Genomic DNA, 19633 nt, shown 5'->3' with positions numbered 1-19633 from the left:
ATTCCAGAGAGGAGCCCCCGTGGCCGCTTCGGCGCCGAAGCGGCGGCGAAAGATCCGCCGACGGGCAGATATGTCGCTGATAGGTGGCATTCGTCCCCCTATCGCCATTCTCTCTGTCCTGCTCCTCTCCCTGGCGGGAATCACCGCCCTCACCCTCGGCAAGGCCGAGAACGTCCTCATACCCAAAGCGGTGCTGACCTCACAGCAGCACTTCGCCGAGGACGGGGCCGTCGCCCTGCGGGCCTCGCTCGACGAGTCCGTCACCGACCTCACCCGCACCGCGCTCCTCTTCAGCGAGGGCAAGCCCGTCTCCGCCGACGCCGTCCTCGACAAGACGAGCAGCGTCTACCAGAAGTGGAGCGGCACCGCGGTCATCGAGATCAAGTCGGGCAAGCTGCTCGCCGCCCGCGGCGAGACCGTGCCGCTCACCGTGATCGACCGCACCAAGCTCTCCGGCGAGGACGGCCTGGCGCCGCGCCTGGTGCGGCTGCGCAACGGCCAGACCCGGCTGCTCGCGCTCGCCCTGCTCTCCTGGGAGGGCCGGCCCCAGCAGCTCCTGATCGCCTCCAGCAATCTGAAGGTGCCCGGGGTGCGCCTGGGCGCGGGCCGCGCCATCGGCGTCGTCGACTCGACCGGCGCGATCCTCAGCAGCGACGGCGCCCTCGACGCCGAGGGCGCCCAGCACCAGCTGAAGACCTTCGCCACCGCCGCCGCCAAGAAGGCCCGGCAGAACCCGCTCAGCGCCAAGGAGCCCGGCTCCGGCGGCTACGCGGGCGTCAGCGGCGCCCTCACCGGCGGCGCCACGGGCGACCGGCGGACCGTCGGCGGCTACGCCTCGCTGGCCGCCGCCCAGCCCGGCGACTCCACGGTCGCCACCGGCCTGGGGCTGAGCGTCGTCACCCAGGTCGGCGTCACCGAGCGCACCTCCCGGCTGGCCCGTCCGGCGTTCGGCCTGGCCGCGGCCGGCGCGCTGCTGGCCATCGGCGGGCTCGCCATCGCGCTGCTGCTCGGCACCGTCCAGCGCCCCCTCATCCGGCTGTTCCTGGAGAGCCGCCGGCTCACCCGCGGCGACCTGGCCCGCCCGGTGACCGTGCCCCGCTTCGGCGAGGCCGCCCGGATCGGCCGCGCGCTGGAGCGGCTGCGCCGGCAGCTGAGCGAGGAAGACCACCCGGACCACGCCGCGCCCGCGGCCCGCGGCGGCCGGCGCCTGGGCACCCGCGCCCTGGTCGCCGTCTGCGCCGCGCTGCTGCTGACCTGGTCGGTCCCGCTGACCCTGCTGCTCAACCGCCCCGACTCCAGCGTCCACATCCCGGCCCAGGTGGTCAGCGACCAGGAGGCGCGCACCGCGACGATCAGTGACCGGGTGCGCCGGGCGCTCAACGAGGGCCACGCGGACCTGTCCGCCGTCGCCGCCCTGATCGGCGGCCGCACCTCCGCCCACGACATGACGGCCGTGCTGGAGCGCACCATCGAGGAACACCCGCGCTACGAGTCCGTCTACGTGCTCGGCACCGACGGCGAGGTGCTCGCCCGGGCCGGCCACAAGCCGCACCACGCCACCGGCGAGCGCCCCTCGGACCAGTCCCTGGAGGTGTCCGGGCACGGCGGCAAGAAGCCCGTCATCCGCGCCACGGCCCCCCTCCAGGGGCAGGCGGGCGCCGCGGTCGTGGGCGAGTTCGACATCGACTTCGTCAACGCGCTGCTGCGCCGCCCCGGCCTCGGCGAGCTCCGCGTGGTCGACGCCAAGGGACAGGTCATCGCCGGGAACTCCGGCTACCGCGCCTTCCAGAAGATGCCGGGGCACCTGACCCCGCTCGTCGACGGCAAGGCCATCCGCGCCGAGGTCCAGCGCGGCGACGAGGTGCGGGTCGAGGCCGTCGCCCCGATGCTGGGCGGCGGCGCGGCGAAGACCCTCGACTGGAGCGTCGTCAGCTGGCAGCCCGCGTCCCGGCTCGACATCCCCGCGTACACCCTGCAGAACCGCACCGTACTGGTCGGGATGCTCGGCCTCACCGCGGCGGCGGCCTGCCTGGGCTGGCTGCACATCGTGGTCGTCCGCCCGCTGCGCGCCCTCGCCGACCAGGCCGAGGCGCTCGCGGACGGCGACCGGCGTACCGTCCTCTTCCCGCGCCACCACGACGAGGTGGGCGCCGTCGTCCGCAGCCTGGAACTCATCAGGCAGCAGCTGCAGGGGCAGCAGCGCGGACGGGACGGCGCCCGGTCCCTCGCCGGAAGGAACTGAACACCGTGCTCTTCCTCTACACCGTGCTCATGGTGTGCTGCGCGATACTGCTGGTCGCCGGGATCGTGGAGCAGCGGCGGCACTTCGCCAACCTGGACCACATCCCCACCCGGGTGCTGGTCAACGGCATCCGCGGCAAGTCGTCCATCACCCGGCTGTGCGCGGGCGCGCTGCGCGGCGGCGACCTCGTCACCGTGGCCAAGACCACCGGGACGGCGGCCCGGTTCATCCACCCCGACGCCACCGAGGAGCCGGTCTACCGCAAGTTCGGCATCGCCAACGTCGTCGAGCAGATCGGCATCGTGCGGCGCGCCGCCGCGTACCGCCCGGACGCCCTGGTCATCGAGTGCATGGCGGTCATGCCGGCGCTCCAGGAGATCAACCAGTCCAAGCTGATCCGCTCCACGATCGGCGTGCTGTGCAACGTACGCGAGGACCACCTCGCCGAAATGGGCCCCACCCTGGACGACGTGGCGCGCTCGCTGTCCCGCTCCATGCCGGAGGGCGGCATCTGCGTCACCGCCGAGAAGGAACGCCTGCACATCCTCCAGGAGGAGGCCGACGCCCGGAACTGCCGCCTGATCTACGCCGATCCGGAGACGGTCACCGACGAGGAGCTGCGTGGCTTCAGCTGGTTCACCTTCAAGGAGAACGTGGCGATCGCGCTCGCCGTCGCCGAACTCCTCGGTGTGGAGCGCAAGGTGGCCCTGCAGGGCATGTACGACGCGCCGCCGGACCCCGGCGTGCTGTCGGTCGAGCGCTACCGCACCACCGAGGGCAAGCGGCTGCGCTTCGCCAACGTCTTCGCGGCCAACGACCCCGAGTCGACGCTGATGAACATCAACCAGCTGCTCGACCTCGGCGCGATCCACCGCCCGCTCAACGTCGTCATCAACTGCCGCCCCGACCGGGTGGAACGCAACGGCCAGATGGGCGAGATCATCCCCGACCTCGACCCCGAGCACGTCTTCGTGATCGGCCACCCGGCCAAGTCCGCCATCGACGCCATCCCGGCCCCCCTGCGCTCGCGCGCCGTGGATCTCGGCGGCGACCGGCGCGACCCGGAGGAGTTCATGGCGCGGATGCTGGAGATGCTCGGCCCCGACTCCTCGCTGGTCGCCATCGGCAACATCCACGGCCAGGGCGAGCTGCTCCTGGAGCACCTCGCCGAACTCCCGCCGGACGACGCCCCCGACGAGACTCCCGGCGTGACTCCCGGCGGCGCCACCGACACCGCCGAGATCCCCGTCGCCCGCGACGAGACGCCCGGCGGGAGCGCCGACGGCCCCGCCGCCGACTCCGCCGACCCGGCCGGCCCCGCCGACCCCGCGTCCGGCCCGGCTTCCGACGGGGCGTCCGGCCCCGCGTCCGGCCCGGTGAACCCGCGGACGGGCATGCCCGAGCACGTGGACACGATCCAGCTGTACGCCCCCCGCATCGACCCCTACCAGCGGTACCCGGAGGCGTACGAGACGCGGTACGCCCAGCGGCGAACCCCGCAGCCGGCGCACGCGCACGACGGCTCGGCGCGCCCCCGCGGCTTCTTCGAGCCCCGGGTGCCGCCCACGCCCCGCACGGCGGACCGGCCCCACCTGGCGATCCGGCCCCGCCCGGGGAGCCGGCCGCGCCCGGCGGACCAGCCGCACGCGTCGAACCAGCCCCGCCCGGCGGACCAGTCCCGCACGGCGACCCAGCCGCACGCGGCGGGCCGGCGCCCCGCCGAAGACCAGCCCCCCGCCGAAGACCAGCAGTGGCACAGCCCAGGAGAGCCGCGTTGATCCCCTCCGTCCTCACCCCAGAGATCGCCGCGCTCGGTATCGCGCTCGGGCTCATGTTCTCGCTCGTCTGCTATCTGACGACCAACCTCTCGCCCGGCGGCATGATCACCCCCGGCTGGCTCGCCCTCACCCTCGTCGAGGACCTCCAGCGCGCCGCCATGGTCCTCGGCGTCACGGTGCTCACCTATGTGTGCACCCTGCTGCTGCAGCGCTTCGTGATCCTCTACGGCAAGCGGCTGTTCGCGGCGGTCGTGCTCACCGGCGTGCTGCTGCAGGCCACGGTGATGATCGCGCTGACGATCGAGTTCCCGCTGATGTACAGCAACCAGACCCTCGGATTCATCGTCCCCGGCCTGATCGCCTACCAGCTGGTGCGCCAGCCCAAGGGGCCCACGCTGCTGGCCACCGGCTCGGTGACGCTCATGGCGTATGTCGTCCTCACCGCCGGGATCCTGCTCGGCGTCATGCCGTCCGCCTGACCCCACCCCCGGAGCCGACCATGTCTGCCAAGAAGACCACGAAGAAACGCTCTGCGCTGCACGCCGTGACCGTGCTCGCGCTGCTCGGCGCCAGCGCCTATCTGACGGTGGAGCTGCGCCAGGAGGAGCAGGACAAGGCCCCGGCCGTGCAGAAGGTCACGGACGACCCGCAGCTGGAGAACAGCGCCCCCGACACCGGGGCCCGGACCTGGGAGCGGCTGAAGAACCCGGACCGCACCGTGCTGCGCGGCTCCAAGGGCCAGGTGCTCGCCACCTTCACCGACGGCGCCCGCACCGCCACCCTCAAGGGCCCCAGCCGCACCTTCGCCGAGCCCGCCAACACCACCTCCCGCGTGGTGACCGAGGACTGGGTGCGGCTGATGCCCGAGCCGTGGCGCCAGGGGGCCGAGAAGGAGCAGTGGTTCAAGGACTGGTTCAAGCAGTACTACGGCAGCGAGGAGGACGACGTCTTCGCCCTCGCCTTCCAGTACGTCCAGGGCGCGCCGATCAAGAAGGACGACGAGGGCATCCCGTACGCGGGGGACGCCGTCTTCGGGCCGTTCAAGGCGGACGGCGTCGACCGTCTGGAGCAGAACGACTTCTACGACTACCTGGGCATCCCGTACACCTTCCGGGACGGCACCACCATGCAGCCGCGCCAGGACCGCTACCGGGCGCTGGACTGCTCCGGCTACATGCGCATGATTTTCGGCTACCGCGCCCGCTATCCCCTGCGGGCCAGCAACACCGTCGGCGACGGGCTGCCGCGCACCGCCGACGGCATGGCCCGCTCCACCGTGGGCACCGACATCATCAAGATGCAGGGGCCCGCCCCCTGGTACACCCGTCCGAACAACATCGATGTGCTGCAACCGGGCGACCTGCTGTTCTTCAAGATGGACCACCGCACCGGGAACCACATGGACCACGTCGCCCTGTACCTCGGCGTGGACACCGACGGCCACCGGGTGTTCATCTCCAGCCGCAAGGAAGTCAACGGCCCCACCATGGGCGACAAGGGCGGCGCCTCGCGCATCGACGGCAACGGCTTCTACGCCCAGCTGTTCCGCAGTGCGAAGCGGCTCTAGCCGGCCGCGGGGGCCCGGCCGACCGCCCCGCCCGTACCCTTCCCCTATGCTCGTCGCACGCTCCGTCGCCCTGTTCCTCCTGGCCGCCCTCCTGGAGATCGGGGGCGCCTGGCTGGTCTGGCAGGGGGTGCGCGAGCACAGGGGATGGGTGTGGGTCGGGGCCGGAATCATGGCGCTGGGCGCCTACGGGTTCGTGGCCACGCTCCAGCCGGACGCGGAGTTCGGACGCATCCTCGCGGCGTACGGGGGCGTCTTCGTGGCCGGGTCGCTGGCCTGGGGCATGGTCGCCGACGGCTACCGCCCCGACCGCTTCGACGTGGCCGGAGCGCTGATCTGCCTCGCCGGCGTGGCTGTGATCATGTACGCGCCGCGTGGCCGTTAGAGCGCGTCGTCCTCCCGGGTCACCTTCAGGACACAGCCGGTCTCCGGGTCGATCATGACCTGCCAGACCTCGTGGCCGCGCTTGACGTCGACGTCCCAGACCTTCTTGGACTCCTTGTGCTGTGAGTCCTTGTCCTCGCAGTCCTCGCGGTCCTCGCGGTTCTGGTGCTCGCGGTTCTGGTGCTCGCGGTCCTTGTTCTCCGAGTTCTTCTCGTCCCGGTTCTGGTGCTCCCGGTTCTCGTCCTCGCGGTTCTGGTGCTCCCGGTTCTGGTGCTCCCGGTCCTGGCCGCCGCCGGTCCGCACCTGCGGCTCCTTGCGGTGGCCCTCCTTGCGGGAGTTCTCCTTCCGGGAGTCCTCACGCTTGGAGTAGTCGCTCTTGGAGTACTCGCTCTTGGAGTGGTCGTGCTTCGACTCCTCGTGCTTCGACTCCTCGCGCTTGTGCTCCTGCTCGTGGTTCTGGCCCTTCTGCCCCTCGTCGTCCTCGCACTCGTCCTCCAGCTCGGCGCCGAGGGCCTTGCCGCCGACCTCGCACTCGGCGATCCGCACGGCCTCGCTGAGCGTCACACGACCGTCGTTGTGCCGCTTCTCCTCGCCGTGGCGGGCCTCGTTGTCGCCATGGCGGTCCTCGTTGTTCCCGTGCCGGGCCTCGTTGTTCCCGTGCCGGTCCTCGTTGTTCCCGTGCCGGGCCTCGTTGTTCCCGTGCCGGTCCTCGTTGTTCCCGTGCCGGGCCTCGTTGTCGCCGTGGCGGGCTTCCTGCTGGGGCTTGGCCTGCTCCTGGGGCTGCGACGGCTGCGTGAGAGCGGTGTACCGGACGACGGCCTCGTACGCCGCCTCGGTGCCGGGGATCGCCCGGAACTCGTCGCCCCGGTAGCCCTCGTCGCCCTCGCGGGCGTTCTCGTCGGCGCCGTACGCGCCGTTCTCGGACTCGACGGACCGCTCGTCCGTCCCGTGCTTCCCCTCCGTGGAGGGCTGCGCGTAGCCGCGCTCCTGGCCACCGCCGTACTGCCCGCCGTTGTTGTGCTCACGGCCGTTGTCCTGGCCGTTCCCGTGCCGGCCCTCGTGGCCCTGCTGACAGGCGTTGCTCATCCCGGAGTGGGGACCGGGGGTGGCGCTGCCGGCCGCCCAGGCGGCCGTCGGCGCACCCGTCACGAGTGCCGCGGCCGCGATGGCGCCGGCCGATGCGACACCCCAGCGGCGGAAGGCGCGGCGGGGCCGTTGGGTGAATCTGATGTGCTGGGTCATGGGTTGTTTTCACTCCTTGGCGCAGGGACGCTCCGGACCGGCGGCGCGCCGGACGCAGTGCACCTTTCCCCGGGCCCTGGCGGCCGTAGCGGATTTCGATCGCCAGTCCCCCGATTGGCGGCAAATCAGCCCGTCATATCCTGCGTATGGATCACAGGCGCGCGGCGGGTGCCCGCGGGCGCCCGGAATTCCGCCCATCACGTCGCCTCAGGAGGGCCGATGACCACCCGTACCGCAGTCGTCACCGGTGCGAGCAGCGGGATCGGGGCCGCGACCGCCCGCCGTCTCGCCGCCGCCGGTTTCCGCGTCGTCCTCGCCGCCCGCCGCGAGGAGCGCGTCGAGGCGCTCGCCGCCGAGCTGACCGAGGCCGGGCACGAGGCCGTGGCCCGGGTGCTGGACGTGACGGACCGCGCCGCCGTGGACGCCTTCGCCGCCGGTCTGGAACGCTGCGACGTCCTGGTCAACAACGCGGGCGGGGCCATCGGCAGCGAGCCCGTCGCCACCGCCGACCCGGCCGACTGGCGGGCGATGTACGAGGTCAACGTGGTGGGTGTGCTCAATGTCACCCAGGCGCTGCTGCCGGCGCTGATCGCCTCCGGCGACGGCACCGTGGTCGTGCTGTCCTCCACCGCGGGCCACATCGCCTATGAGGGCGGCGGCGGTTACGTGGCCGCCAAGCACGGGGCCCACGCCATCGCCGCCACCCTGCGGCTGGAGTTGTGCGGCGCCCCGGTGCGGGTGATCGAGATCGCCCCGGGCATGGTCCGCACCGACGAGTTCGCGCTGAACCGCTACCGCGGCGACGAGGACAAGGCCGCGGCGGTCTACGAGGGCGTGGCCGAGCCGCTCACCGCGGACGACGTGGCCGACACCGTCGAGTGGGCGGTCACCCGGCCCTCGCACGTCAACATCGACCTGCTGGTCGTCCGCCCCCGCGCCCAGGCGGCCCAGCACAAGGTGCACCGGGAGAGCTGACCCCTCCGCGCCACCGGGGCCTTCACGCGATGCTTCACGCGAAGCCTTCACGCGGTGCCTTCACGCGGTGCCTTCACGCGGTCGGTCAGGAACGGAGAAGCGGAGCGCCCCGCCCGCCCGTAGCGTGAGCGGCATGGAGAGGAAGGCACGATGAGCATGGCCAAGAGGACGGACACGGGGGCGGGCACGGGGGCGGGCGTGGGGGCGGGGTCGCCCGGGCCGCACGCCGCCGACAGCCACGATGTGATCCGCGTACACGGCGCGCGCGAGAACAACCTCAAGGACGTCAGCGTCGAGATACCGAAGCGCCGGCTGACGGTGTTCACCGGCGTCTCCGGCTCGGGCAAGAGCTCGCTGGTGTTCGACACGATCGCCGCCGAGTCGCAGCGGCTGATCAACGAGACCTACAGCGCCTTCGTGCAGGGCTTCATGCCCACGCTGGCGCGGCCCGAGGTCGACGTCCTCGATGGGGTGACCACCGCGATCACCGTCGACCAGCAGCGGATGGGCGGCGACCCCCGCTCCACGGTCGGCACCGCCACCGACGCCAACGCGATGCTGCGCATCCTCTTCAGCCGGCTCGGCCGGCCGCACATCGGCTCCCCCAAGGCGTTCTCCTTCAACGTCCCCTCCATCAGCGGGGCGGGCGCGGTCACGATCGAGCGCGGCGGGAAGACCGTCAAGGAGAAGCGGAGCTTCAGCATCACCGGCGGCATGTGTCCGCGCTGCGAAGGCCGCGGCACGGTCACCGACCTCGATCTCGCCCAGCTCTACGACGACTCCAAGTCGCTCAGCGAGGGCGCCCTCACCATCCCCGGCTACAAGGCGGGCGGCTGGAACTACCGGCTCTACAGCGAGTCGGGCTTCTACGACCCGGACAAGCCGATCCGCGAGTACACCAGGAAGGAACGGGACGACTTCCTGCACCGCGAGCCGATCAGGATGAAGATCGCGGGCATCAACATGACGTACGAGGGCCTGATCCCGCGGATCCGCAAATCGATGCTGGCCAAGGACCGGGAGTCGATGCAGCCGCACATCCGGGAGTTCGTGGACCGGGCGGTCACCTTCACCGCCTGCCCCGACTGCGGTGGCACCCGGCTCAGCGAGGCGGCGCGGTCGTCGAAGATCGAGGGGGTCGGCATCGCGGACGCGTGCGCGATGCAGATCAGCGACCTGGCCGAGTGGGTACGCGGTCTGGCCGAGCCGTCGGTGGCGCCGCTGCTCACCGCGCTCCAGCAGACCCTCGACTCGTTCGTGGAGATCGGCCTGGGCTATCTCTCGCTGGAGCGGCCGTCGGGCACGCTGTCGGGCGGCGAGGCGCAGCGCGTGAAGATGATCCGCCACCTCGGTTCCTCGCTCACCGATGTCACCTACGTCTTCGACGAGCCCACCACCGGCCTGCACCCCCATGACATCCGTCGGATGAACGACCTGCTGCTGCGGCTGCGGGACAAGGGCAACACGGTGCTCGTGGTGGAGCACAAGCCGGAAGTGATCGCGATCGCCGACCACGTCGTCGATCTGGGCCCCGGCGCGGGGACGGCGGGCGGCAGCGTCTGCTTCGAGGGCGGCGTCGAGGGGCTGCGGGCCTCCGGCACCATCACCGGCCGCCACTTCGGCGACCGGGCCGCGCTCAAGGAGACGGTGCGCGAGCCCACCGGCACGCTGCCGATCCGCGGCGCGAAGGCGAACAACCTGCGGGACGTGGACGTCGACATCCCGCTGGGCGTCCTCGCCGTCGTCACCGGGGTGGCGGGCTCCGGCAAGAGTTCGCTGGTGCACGGCTCGATCCCGGCCGGCGCCGGGGTGGTGTCGGTCGACCAGGGCGCGATCCGCGGCTCCCGGCGGAGCAACCCGGCCACGTACACGGGCCTGCTCGACCCGATCCGCAAGGCGTTCGCCAAGGCCAACGGCGTGAAGCCGGCGCTGTTCAGCGCCAACTCCGAGGGCGCCTGCCCGGGCTGCAACGGCGCCGGAGTCGTCTACACCGACCTGGCGATGATGGCCGGCGTCGCCACCACCTGCGAGGAGTGCGAGGGGAAGCGGTTCCAGGCCTCGGTGCTCGAGTACCGCCTCGGCGGCCGGGACATCAGCGAGGTGCTCGCGATGCCGGTGACCGAGGCGAAGGAGTTCTTCGGCACCGGCGAGGCGCGCACCCCGGCCGCGCACACGATCCTCGGCCGGCTCGCGGACGTCGGGCTCGGCTACCTCACCCTCGGCCAGCCGCTCACCACGCTCTCCGGCGGCGAGCGGCAGCGGCTCAAGCTGGCCACCCACATGGCCGACAAGGGCGGCGTCTACGTCCTCGACGAGCCGACCGCCGGCCTCCACCTCGCCGATGTCGAGCAGTTGCTCGGCCTGCTGGACCGGCTCGTCGACTCGGGCAAGTCGGTCATCGTCGTGGAGCACCACCAGGCGGTCATGGCGCACGCCGACTGGATCATCGACCTCGGCCCGGGGGCCGGCCACGACGGCGGCCAGGTCGTCTTCGAGGGCACCCCCGCCGCCCTCGTCGCCGCCCGCTCCACCCTCACCGGCGAGCACCTCGCGGACTACGTCGGCTGAAACCCGGAAACGCAGAGTCCCGGAAAAAACGAGCAGAGTCCCGGAAACGAGCAGCGCCCCGTAAACACGCAGAGCCCCGGAGGACTCCGGGGCTCTGCCGCTCGCATGGCGCGTGGCGCGCCTGAGCTCAACCCTTCACGCAGACCAGCTGCTTGAGCTTCGCGACCACCTCGACGAGGTCCCGCTGCTGGTCGATGACCTTCTCGATCGGCTTGTAGGCGCTCGGGATCTCGTCGACCACGCCGGCGTCCTTACGGCACTCCACGCCCCGCGTCTGCTCCTCCAGGTCCCGCGTGGAGAAACGCTTCTTCGCCGCGTTGCGGCTCATCTTGCGACCCGCGCCGTGCGAGGCCGAGTTGAACGACGCCGCGTTCCCCAGACCCTTGACGATGTACGAGCCGGTGCCCATGGAGCCGGGGATGATCCCGTACTCGCCGCCGCCCGCGCGGATCGCGCCCTTGCGGGTCACCAGCAGGTCCATGCCCTCGTAGCGCTCCTCCGCCACATAGTTGTGGTGGCAGGAGATGACGGGCTCGAACACCGGCTTGGCCTTCTTGAACTCCTTGCGGACGACGTCCTGGAAGATCGCCATCATGAGCGCGCGGTTGTACTTCGCGTACTCCTGCGCCCAGAACAGATCGTGCCGGTACGCCGCCATCTGCGGGGTGTCCGCGATGAAGACCGCCAGGTCGCGGTCGACCAGGCCCTGGTTGTGCGGCAGCTTGCGGGCCTCGCCGATGTGGTACTCGGCCAGCTCCTTGCCGATGTTCCGGGAGCCGGAGTGCAGCATCAGCCAGACCGAACCGGACTCGTCGAGGCAGAACTCGATGAAGTGGTTACCCGAGCCGAGCGAACCCATCTGCTTCACGGCTCGCTCCTGACGGAACTTGACCGCCTCGGCGACGCCGTCGAACCGCTCCCAGAAGCCCTCCCAGCCCGGCGCGGAGAATCCGTGGAGCCGCTCCGGGTCGACCGGCTCCTCGTGCATCCCTCGCCCGACCGGGATCGCCTGCTCGATGCGCGAGCGCAGCCGCGACAGGTCCCCCGGGAGGTCCTCGGCGGTCAGCGAGGTACGGACGGCCGACATCCCGCAGCCGATGTCCACCCCCACGGCCGCCGGGCACACCGCGCCCTCCATCGCGATCACCGAGCCGACGGTGGCGCCCTTTCCATAGTGCACGTCCGGCATCACGGCCAGGCCCTTGATCCACGGCAGCGTCGCCACATTCCGCAGCTGCTGCATGGCCACGTCCTCGACCGTCGCGGGATCGGTCCACATACGGATCGGAACCCGCGCCCCGGGCAGCTCGACATAAGACATATCTACTCATTCCCCCATAGAAGACTGAAAACGCAAAAGCCGGGCAGAGGGCCCCAATAACGGCGGCCGACCGGCAGACGTGGCGGCGCGTGCGGTAGACATTGTCTCCAGGCCCCGCCCACGGGCGGCAAGCAGTTTTCCCGCGAAGCGACCTCGAAGGGACGGGGACAGTGCAGCCAGCGCAGCAGCGAAGGGCGTACGCACCGGGCGCCGCACGGGCCGTCGCCGTGCTCGCGACCGTGCTCGCCGCCATCGGCCTCAGCGGCTGCACCGGCTCCGGCTCCGACCAAGGGCACGACGACGGCAAGTCCGGCGACTCGGGGGCGCCGGTCGCCGCCGCGCCCGGCAAGTACCGCACCCTCCCCGAGGCGTGCGGCGCCGTCGGCTCCAAGACGCTCCAGAAGCTGCTGCCCGGCGCCGACGAGGACGACAAGGTCTACGACGGCCAGGCCACCGTGACCTTCGACACCGAGCGGCGCGTCGGCTGCCGCTGGAAGCTGGAGACGGGCAGCGGCACCCGCTACCTCTCGCTCGACTTCGAGCGCGTCGTGTCGTACGACCCGAAGGTCAGCGATGAGGACCAGGCGGAGGAGCGGTACCAGAAGAAGGCCGTCGCCGCACACGTCCCGGGCGTCTCGGACACCTCCAGCGCCCCCTCCGGGTCCGCATCCGGCTCGGGGTCCGGCTCCGGGTCCGGCTCCGGGTCGCCGAAGAGCAAGGGCACGGCGCCGTCGAAGTCCTCGTCCGGTTCATCCGGTTCGTCCGGCTCCGGGGCAGGAGGCGAGGGCTCCGAGATCGACGCCCCGGCGGCCGACACCCCCACCCCCGACACCCCCACGACCGACGACTCGGGAACCGGCGACGCGGGAACCGGCGACGGCGACAGCGCCGAGACCGCCGCGCCGCGCGTCCTCGACGACCTCGCCGACGACGCCTTCCTCGACGATCAGCTCATCACCACCGACTCCGGCATCCACCGCGATGTCACCGTCGTCTTCAGGTCCTCGAATGTGATTGCCACCATTGAGTACGACCAGTGGGCGACCGACAAGAAGCACATTCCCAGCAGCGAAGAACTGCAGGTCAACGCCGAAGATCTGGCCCAGGAGCTGACCGGGCGGCTCAACGAGTAGACCGGTCCGAGGGGCGGTGGGCAAGACGCCCGAATTGGGCCGCCCGCGCATCGGCCGCGTACCGTGCCGACTAATCCCGCGGGCGGGACGGCCGCCCCTCGACCGAGAACGAGCGAAGGACCCATGCACCGAACAGCACCACGACTCGCCCGGATATTCGTCAGCGCAGCCGTACCGGTGGTGCTCGTCGCCGGCTGCTCCTCCGGCTCCGACAAGGACTCCAAGGACTCGGCCGACGCGTCCAAGTCGGCCACCCCCAGCCCGACGCCGACCGTCGCGGCCGCAAAGTACGACAAGCTCCCCGAGGTCTGCCCGACGCTGTCCGGCAAGACGATCGACCAGCTCGTCCCCAAGGCCGAGAACAAGAAGGGCAAGGAGCTCCCCTCCGCCGACGCCAACCAGTCGGCCAGCTGCCTGTGGACCGGCCTCAACGGCTTCAAGTACCGGCAGCTCACCGTCTCCCTCAAGCTCTTCAGATCCGATCTGTCGCTGGGCACCGGCGAGAAGCGCGCCGAGACCTACGCCGCCGACCAGGCCCAGAAGGCCACCGCGGCAGACGGCGCCAAGAACGCCAAGACCGCGCAGGTCTCCGGCATCGGCGACGCGGCCACCACCGTGAGCACGGAGTCGAAGAAGGACGGCGACGAGTTCCGCAACCAGACCGTCGTGGCCCGCACCGCCAACGTGGTGGTGACCCTCGAGTACAACGGCGCCGGTTACGAGGACGAGAAGACGCCCGACCCCAAGAAGCTCCTCAAGGACGCCGAGACCGCGGCCAAGGAGGTCGTCGCCGCCATCGCCAAGGACGGCGGGGGCACCGACAAGGACGGCGGCAAGGCCACCGGGAAGGACAGCGGGGGCGCCGAGAAGGGCAGCGGGAAGGACACAGAGAAGGACGGCGGGAAGGGCGCAGGATCCGCCGGCGCCGCGTAGCCGCCACTCCCCGCATCGCCGCTCCGACCCCCTTCCCGTCCACCGCCCTTGACGTGTATGCGACGCTGGGCGCGCCGAATGCCGTAGAACGGGGGAGGGGTCGCGGGTGGCCGCGATGCAACTGACACGTACGCACCGCATATTGATCGGGGTGGTCGTCACCGGCGCGGTGGTGATCGCCGCGATCGGTTTCGCGGGCTCCTACTCCGCCGTGCGCGACCTCGCCCGCGACAAGGGCTTCGGTGGCTTCGCCAACGTCCTGCCCATCGGGATCGACGCGGGAATCGTCGTCCTGCTCGCCCTCGACCTGCTGCTGACCTGGCTGCGGATCCCCTTCCCGCTGCTGCGCCAGACGGCCTGGCTGCTGACCGCCGCCACCATCGCCTTCAACGGCGCGGCCGCCTGGCCCGACCCGCTCGGCGTCGGCATGCACGCCGTCATCCCGGTGCTGTTCGTCGTCTCGGTCGAGGCCGCCCGGCACGCCATCGGCCGGATCGCCGACATCACCGCCGACCGGCACATGGAGTCGGTCCGCGTCGCCCGCTGGCTGCTGGCGCCCGTGCCGACCTTCCGGCTGTGGCGCCGGATGAAGCTGTGGGAGCTGCGCTCCTACGACGAGGTCATCAAGCTCGAACAGGACCGCCTCGTCTACCGCGCCCGGCTGCGCGCCCGCTACGGCCGCTCCTGGCGCCGCAAGGCCCCGGTCGAGTCGCTGATGCCGCTGCGGCTGGCGCGCTACGGGGTGCCGCTGGCGGAGACCGCACCGGCCGGGCTGGCCGCGGCGGGCCTGGACCCGGCCGAGCTCACGGCGGCGGCGCTGCCGGCCGCGCTGCCCTACGGGGGCGGGGCCGCCGGAACCCTCAGGGCCGCCGGTGCCGCCGGGACCGCCGGAACCGTCGCGATCCCCGGAGCACCCGGAGCCCCGGGAGTTCCCGGAGTCCCTGGGGCCGACCGGGCCGGGGGCCAGGAGCGCGAGCTGCCCCTCTCCTTCCCGCTGCCGGTCTACCAGCAGCAGGGCTACCAGCAGCCCGCCGCCCCCGAACACGACGGCCGGGCGGCGACCGGCTACGAGCAGGCCGCGGGACACCCGGCGGCCGGCCGACAGCAGCCGCAGCTCCTGGACGAGCCGCAGCAGCCCCAGCCGGCGCCGGCCCAGGCACCGGCCGAGCAGCCCGAGGCCCAGCCGCAACCGCAGCAGCCCGGCTCGTACGCCGACGAGGCGCAGGACGCCGCCGGGCTGACGGTCCCCGTCGGCCCCGGCGGCCGGGTCCGGCCGCTGGGCGGGCAGGGCACCAGCAGCCAGATCGCCTATGTGCCGGGGCAGCGGGACCAGGAGCCCTTCACGGAGCAGGAGCCGTCCGCCGGGGCCGTCACGCCCGCGAACCTGCCGGAGGACATGCCGCGCGACGAGGCGTACTACGGCGCCTTCCGCCAGCACGTCACCAACCACGGCAGGTTCCCCTCCCCGTACCAGTTCGGCCGTCTGCTGCGCGAGGGGTACGGCATCACCGACCTCGGCGAGGCCGAGGTGCGCCGCCACCTGGACGACTGCAAGGAGCGGTACAAGCTGGAGATGGAGACGGAGAACATCCCGTAACGGGCCTGGACTCCCCCATTCCCTGAAAACGGCGGGCGGGCCGGACTCCTGGGGGGTCCGGCCCGCCCGCCGTTTTCGCGGCTCGGGACCCGGCGGCTCGGGAGCCGACCTCAGGCCGCGAGCAGCTTGCGCACCCGGTCGGCGCCCACCGCCAGCAGCAGCGTGGGCAGCCGGGGGCCCGTGTCGCGGCCGACCAGCAGCCGGTAGAGCAGCGCGAAGAACGCGCGCTGCGCGACCTTCAGCTCCGGGGTCGGCTTGGCGTCCGCCGCGAACCCGGCCTGGAGCTTCGGCACCCCGTAGACCAGCGTGGTCAGACCGTCCAGCGACCAGTGGGTGTCCAGCCCCTCCAGCAGCAGCCGCAGCGACTCGCGCTCGGTCTCGCCGAGCGAGGCGAGCAGCTCGGTGTCCGGCTCCTCCCGCACGCGCGTGCGCTGGTCGGCCGGGACCTGGGTGTTGATCCAGCGCTCGGCCCTGTCGAGCCGGGGCCGGGTCTCGTCCAGGGACTTCACCGGGTTGTCCGGGTCGAGCTCGCTGAGGATGCGCAGCGTCTGCTCGTCATGGCCGGTGGTGATGTCGACCACGGACGCGAGCATCCGGTACGGGAGCGGGCGCGGGGTGCGCGGCAGCTCGCCGGCGGCGGTGCGGGTGGCGCGGCTGTACGCGGCGGCGTCCGCCGGCTGGGCCGTGCCCTCGGTGATCTTGCGCTCCAGGGCGTCCCACTCGTCGTAGGTCCGCTGGATCTCCTGGTCGAAGGCGATCTTGAAGGACTGGTTCGGCCGACGGCGCGCGTACAGCCAGCGCAGCAGCGGCGCCTCCATGATCTCCAGCGCGTCGGCCGGGGTCGGCACGCCGCCCTTGGAGGAGGACATCTTGGCCATGCCGCTGATGCCCACGAAGGCGTACATCGGGCCGATGGGCTGCTCGCCGCCGAAGACCTCGCGCACGATCTGCCCGCCGACGACGTACGAGGAGCCGGGCGAGGAGTGGTCGACGCCCGACGGCTCGAAGACGACGCCCTCGTAGGCCCAGCGCATCGGCCAGTCGACCTTCCAGACCAGCTTGCCCCGGTCGTGCTCGCGCAGCAGGACGGTCTCGCCGTGGCCGCAGGCGCAGGTGTACGCCATCTCGGTGGTCTCGTCGTCGTACGAGGTGACGGTGGTGAGGTCGCGCTCGCACACCGAGCAGTACGGCTTGTACGGGTAGTAGCCCGCGCCGCCCGCGCTGCCGTCGTCCTCGCTGGCCGCGCCGGAGCCCTCGGCGGCCTCCAGCTCTGCCTCGTCGACCGGCTTCTGCTGCTTGGCGGGCTTCTTCGCCCCGGCCTTGTCCTTGGTGCGGTACCGGTCGAGGACGGCGTCGATCTGCTCGCGGTGGCGCATCGCGTGCAGGATCTGCTCGCGGTACGCGCCCGAGGTGTACTTCTCGGTCTGGCTGATGCCGTGGAACTCGATGCCCATCTCCTCGAGCGCCTTGATCATCGGCGCCTTGAAGTGCTCGGCCCAGTTCGGATACGAGCTGCCGGGCGGGGCGGGGACGGAGGTCAGCGGCTTGCCGATGTGCTCCGCCCAGGAGGGGTCGATCCCGGCCGGGACCTTGCGATACCGGTCGTAGTCGTCCCAGGACACGATGTGCACACACTCGTAACCGCGCCGCCGGATCTCGTCGGCGACCAGGTGCGGGGTCATGACCTCGCGCAGATTGCCGAGGTGGATCGGGCCGGACGGGCTGAGGCCCGAGGCGCAGACGATCCCCGGTGCGCCAGCACCTGATTTCGCCGTGCCGGGGGCGCGACGCTCCGCCTCGGCAATGACCTCGTCGGCGAATCGGGAGACCCAGTCGGTCTCGGTGCTCTGAGCCACGGTCGGCACTTCCTTCCTTGCGGTCATGGCTCGACCATTGTCCCAGACGGAACGAGGCCCCCCGAAGGTTTTCCACAGGGGGCGGAACCACAGGCCGGGCCGGGGCCGGATCCAGGCCGGGGCGGGGGCCGTGGCGGGGGCGAAAGCGCCGACAAAAAGCGTTGGACCCACCGTGAAATACTGAGGTGGACCCAACCATCTATCGGAACGGCATTCCTCCCATGGCCTCGGTCCCATCCCTTGCCGCCACCGTCCACCAGCGTCTCGCGGACGCCCTCTCGGCCGCCCTGCCGGAGGCCGGCGCCGCCGACCCGCTGCTGCGACGCAGCGACCGGGCCGACTTCCAGGCCAACGGGATGCTGGCGCTCGCCAAGAAGCTCAAGGGCAACCCGCGCGAGCTGGCCGCCAAGGTCGTGGAGAGCCTGCCGGCCGGCGACGTGATCGCGGACATCGAGGTCTCCGGCCCCGGCTTCCTCAACATCACGGTGTCGGACGAGGCGATCGTCAAGACCCTCGCCGCCCGCGCCGCCGACGCCCGCCTCGGCGTTCCGCACGCCGAGAACCCCGGCACGACCGTGGTCGACTACGCCCAGCCGAACGTGGCCAAGGAGATGCACGTCGGCCATCTGCGCTCGGCGGTGATCGGCGACGCGGTGGTGCGGATCCTGGAGTTCGCGGGCGAGAAGGTGGTCCGGCGCCACCACATCGGCGACTGGGGCACCCAGTTCGGCATGCTCATCCAGTACCTGATCGAGCACCCCCACGAGCTGGACCACAAGGCCGATCCGGCCCAGGACCAGGCCGCCTCGGGCGAGGAGGCCATGTCCAACCTGAACCGCCTCTACAAGGCGGCGCGGGCGCTCTTCGACTCCGACGAGGAGTTCAAGGAGCGGTCCCGGCGCCGGGTGGTGGACCTCCAGGCCGGGGACGAGGAGACCCTCGCCCTGTGGCGGAAGTTCGTCGACGAGTCGAAGCTCTACTTCTACTCGGTCTTCGACAAGCTGGACATGGAGATCCACGACCCCGACGTGGTCGGCGAGTCCGGCTACAACGACATGCTGGCCGAGACCTGCCGGCTGCTGGAGGAGTCCGGCGTCGCGGTGCGCTCCGAGGGCGCGCTGTGCGTCTTCTTCGACGACGTGAAGGGCCCGGACGGCAAGCCGGTGCCGCTCATCGTCCAGAAGTCCGACGGCGGCTTCGGCTACGCGGCCACCGACCTGTCCGCGATCCGCGACCGGGTGCGGAACCTTCAGGCCGACTCGCTGGTCTACGTCGTGGACGCCCGGCAGTCGCTGCACTTCAAGATGGTCTTCGAGACCGCCCGCCGGATCGGCTGGCTGGACGAGAAGACCCACGCGTACCAGCTCGCCTTCGGCACGGTCCTCGGCAAGGACGGCAAGCCGTTCAAGACCCGCGAGGGCGAGACGGTGCGGCTGGTGGACCTGCTGGACGAGGCCATCGACCGGGCGACGGCCGTCGTCCGCGAGAAGAGCGAGAACCTGGGGCTGACCGAGGAGGAGATCGCCGAGCGCGGCGCCCAGGTCGGCATCGGCGCGGTCAAGTACGCGGACCTGTCCACCTCGGCCGCCCGTGACTACAAGTTCGACCTGGACCAGATGGTCTCGCTCAACGGCGACACGTCGGTGTACCTCCAGTACGCCTACGCCCGGATCCAGTCGATCCTGCGCCGCGCCGAAGCGGGCCAGAAGCCGGCCGCCCACCCCGAGCTGCCGCTGGCCCCGGCCGAGCGGGCGCTCGGCCTGCACCTGGACCAGTTCGCGGAGACCCTCAAGGAGGTCGCGGCGGGCTACGAGCCGCACAAGCTGGCCGCGTATCTGTACCAGCTCGCCTCGCACTACACGACCTTCTACGACAAGTGCCCGGTCCTGAAGGCCGAGGGCGGCCCGGCCCAGGTCGAGAACCGCCTCTTCCTGTGCGACCTGACCGCCCGCACCCTCCACCAGGGCATGAACCTGCTCGGCATCCGCACCCCCGAGCGCCTCTGAGCGCTCCCGCACGCCCCGCGACGGCGGCCCCGGA

General features: G+C 71.5%; 14 protein-coding genes. 11 read left to right on the top strand and 3 right to left on the bottom strand.

All coding sequences use genetic code 11. From position 1 onward, the window contains the following. Positions 1-70 precede the first annotated feature (70 nt). Genes BBH68_RS15510 through BBH68_RS15490 form a run of 5 tightly spaced genes read left to right on the top strand, consistent with a single transcriptional unit; the run spans position 71 to position 5969 of the window. Positions 71-2242, top strand: a complete 2172-nt coding sequence (locus BBH68_RS15510) for a cache domain-containing protein (protein WP_065962768.1) — start codon at positions 71-73, stop codon at positions 2240-2242. Positions 2243-2247: 5 nt separating this feature from the next. Then, positions 2248-4020 carry a poly-gamma-glutamate synthase PgsB gene (gene pgsB, locus BBH68_RS15505; protein ID WP_076970866.1) on the top strand — a complete coding sequence of 591 codons (1773 nt, stop codon included), beginning with the start codon at positions 2248-2250 and terminating at the stop codon, positions 4018-4020. Continuing rightward, positions 4017-4499 carry a poly-gamma-glutamate biosynthesis protein PgsC/CapC gene (locus BBH68_RS15500; RefSeq protein ID WP_065962765.1) on the top strand — a complete coding sequence of 161 codons (483 nt, stop codon included), beginning with the start codon at positions 4017-4019 and terminating at the stop codon, positions 4497-4499. The genes pgsB and BBH68_RS15500 overlap by 4 nt, the downstream gene beginning before the upstream one ends. A 20-nt stretch (positions 4500-4519) precedes the next feature. Continuing rightward, positions 4520-5587: an NlpC/P60 family protein gene (locus BBH68_RS15495; protein ID WP_065962763.1), complete on the top strand. Its 1068-nt coding sequence runs from the start codon at positions 4520-4522 to the stop codon at positions 5585-5587. A gap of 46 nt (positions 5588-5633) precedes the next feature. After that, positions 5634-5969, top strand: a complete 336-nt coding sequence (locus BBH68_RS15490; protein WP_065962762.1) for a YnfA family protein — start codon at positions 5634-5636, stop codon at positions 5967-5969. Here the strand turns inward: BBH68_RS15490 and BBH68_RS15485 are convergent. Then, positions 5966-7210, bottom strand: coding sequence for a putative sodium/potassium/calcium exchanger (locus BBH68_RS15485; protein WP_065962760.1), 1245 nt, complete (start codon positions 7208-7210; stop codon positions 5966-5968). The genes BBH68_RS15490 and BBH68_RS15485 overlap by 4 nt on opposite strands. Positions 7211-7429: 219 nt before the next feature. On the opposite strand from BBH68_RS15485, the gene BBH68_RS15480 reads away from it, so the two are divergent. Then, on the top strand, positions 7430-8185 hold the full coding sequence (locus tag BBH68_RS15480) for an SDR family NAD(P)-dependent oxidoreductase (RefSeq protein ID WP_065962758.1): 756 nt from the start codon (positions 7430-7432) through the stop codon (positions 8183-8185). A gap of 150 nt (positions 8186-8335) precedes the next feature. Continuing rightward, on the top strand, positions 8336-10753 hold the full coding sequence (locus tag BBH68_RS15475) for an ATP-binding cassette domain-containing protein (protein WP_065962756.1): 2418 nt from the start codon (positions 8336-8338) through the stop codon (positions 10751-10753). 127 nt (positions 10754-10880) lie between these two features. Here BBH68_RS15475 and BBH68_RS15470 read toward each other — a convergent pair whose 3' ends face one another. Beyond that, complete coding sequence (locus BBH68_RS15470) at positions 10881-12074, bottom strand: RtcB family protein (RefSeq protein ID WP_065962753.1); 1194 nt, start codon at positions 12072-12074, stop codon at positions 10881-10883. 170 nt (positions 12075-12244) lie between these two features. Between BBH68_RS15470 and BBH68_RS15465 the strand changes: the two genes are divergently transcribed. The 3 genes from BBH68_RS15465 to BBH68_RS15455 all read left to right on the top strand — a co-directional run bounded on the left by BBH68_RS15465 (position 12245) and on the right by BBH68_RS15455 (position 15737). Beyond that, a complete protein-coding gene (locus BBH68_RS15465; protein ID WP_065962752.1) occupies positions 12245-13207 on the top strand; it encodes a hypothetical protein in 963 nt (320 codons plus the stop codon). Positions 13208-13330: 123 nt separating this feature from the next. Next, entirely contained in the window at positions 13331-14140 is an 810-nt protein-coding gene (locus BBH68_RS15460) for a hypothetical protein (protein ID WP_065962750.1), read from the top strand. 115 nt (positions 14141-14255) lie between these two features. Beyond that, positions 14256-15737 carry a DUF2637 domain-containing protein gene (locus BBH68_RS15455; protein ID WP_174589029.1) on the top strand — a complete coding sequence of 494 codons (1482 nt, stop codon included), beginning with the start codon at positions 14256-14258 and terminating at the stop codon, positions 15735-15737. A 110-nt stretch (positions 15738-15847) separates the two neighbouring features. Here the strand turns inward: BBH68_RS15455 and lysS are convergent, their stop codons facing one another. Next, the gene (lysS, locus tag BBH68_RS15450; protein WP_079151011.1) at positions 15848-17620 is read right to left on the bottom strand and encodes a lysine--tRNA ligase; all 1773 of its coding nucleotides are present in this window, start codon (positions 17618-17620) and stop codon (positions 15848-15850) included. A 194-nt stretch (positions 17621-17814) separates the two neighbouring features. Here lysS and argS point away from each other — a divergent pair, with 194 nt between their 5' ends. Then, complete coding sequence (argS, locus tag BBH68_RS15445; protein ID WP_065962746.1) at positions 17815-19599, top strand: arginine--tRNA ligase; 1785 nt, start codon at positions 17815-17817, stop codon at positions 19597-19599. The last annotated feature ends 34 nt before the right edge of the window (positions 19600-19633 follow it).

This window comes from Streptomyces sparsogenes, from assembly GCF_001704635.1.
Taxonomy (GTDB): domain Bacteria; phylum Actinomycetota; class Actinomycetes; order Streptomycetales; family Streptomycetaceae; genus Streptomyces; species Streptomyces sparsogenes.
The sequence above is the reverse complement of the archived record's forward strand: the minus strand, read 5'-3'. Positions and strand labels throughout refer to the sequence as shown.

Excerpts from the sequence above, each read along its gene's own strand:
- BBH68_RS15480 (WP_065962758.1), top strand. The coding sequence starts at position 7,430 with ATGACCACCCGTACCGCAGTCGTCACCGGTGCGAGCAGCGGGATCGGG.
- BBH68_RS15460 (WP_065962750.1), top strand. The coding sequence starts at position 13,331 with ATGCACCGAACAGCACCACGACTCGCCCGGATATTCGTCAGCGCAGCC.
- BBH68_RS15490 (WP_065962762.1), top strand. The coding sequence starts at position 5,634 with ATGCTCGTCGCACGCTCCGTCGCCCTGTTCCTCCTGGCCGCCCTCCTG.
- BBH68_RS15495 (WP_065962763.1), top strand. The coding sequence starts at position 4,520 with ATGTCTGCCAAGAAGACCACGAAGAAACGCTCTGCGCTGCACGCCGTG.
- BBH68_RS15510 (WP_065962768.1), top strand. The coding sequence starts at position 71 with ATGTCGCTGATAGGTGGCATTCGTCCCCCTATCGCCATTCTCTCTGTC.
- BBH68_RS15455 (WP_174589029.1), top strand. The coding sequence starts at position 14,256 with ATGCAACTGACACGTACGCACCGCATATTGATCGGGGTGGTCGTCACC.
- BBH68_RS15470 (WP_065962753.1), bottom strand. The coding sequence starts at position 12,074 with ATGTCTTATGTCGAGCTGCCCGGGGCGCGGGTTCCGATCCGTATGTGG.
- argS (WP_065962746.1), top strand. The coding sequence starts at position 17,815 with ATGGCCTCGGTCCCATCCCTTGCCGCCACCGTCCACCAGCGTCTCGCG.
- BBH68_RS15485 (WP_065962760.1), bottom strand. The coding sequence starts at position 7,210 with ATGACCCAGCACATCAGATTCACCCAACGGCCCCGCCGCGCCTTCCGC.
- lysS (WP_079151011.1), bottom strand. The coding sequence starts at position 17,620 with ATGACCGCAAGGAAGGAAGTGCCGACCGTGGCTCAGAGCACCGAGACC.
- BBH68_RS15475 (WP_065962756.1), top strand. The coding sequence starts at position 8,336 with ATGAGCATGGCCAAGAGGACGGACACGGGGGCGGGCACGGGGGCGGGC.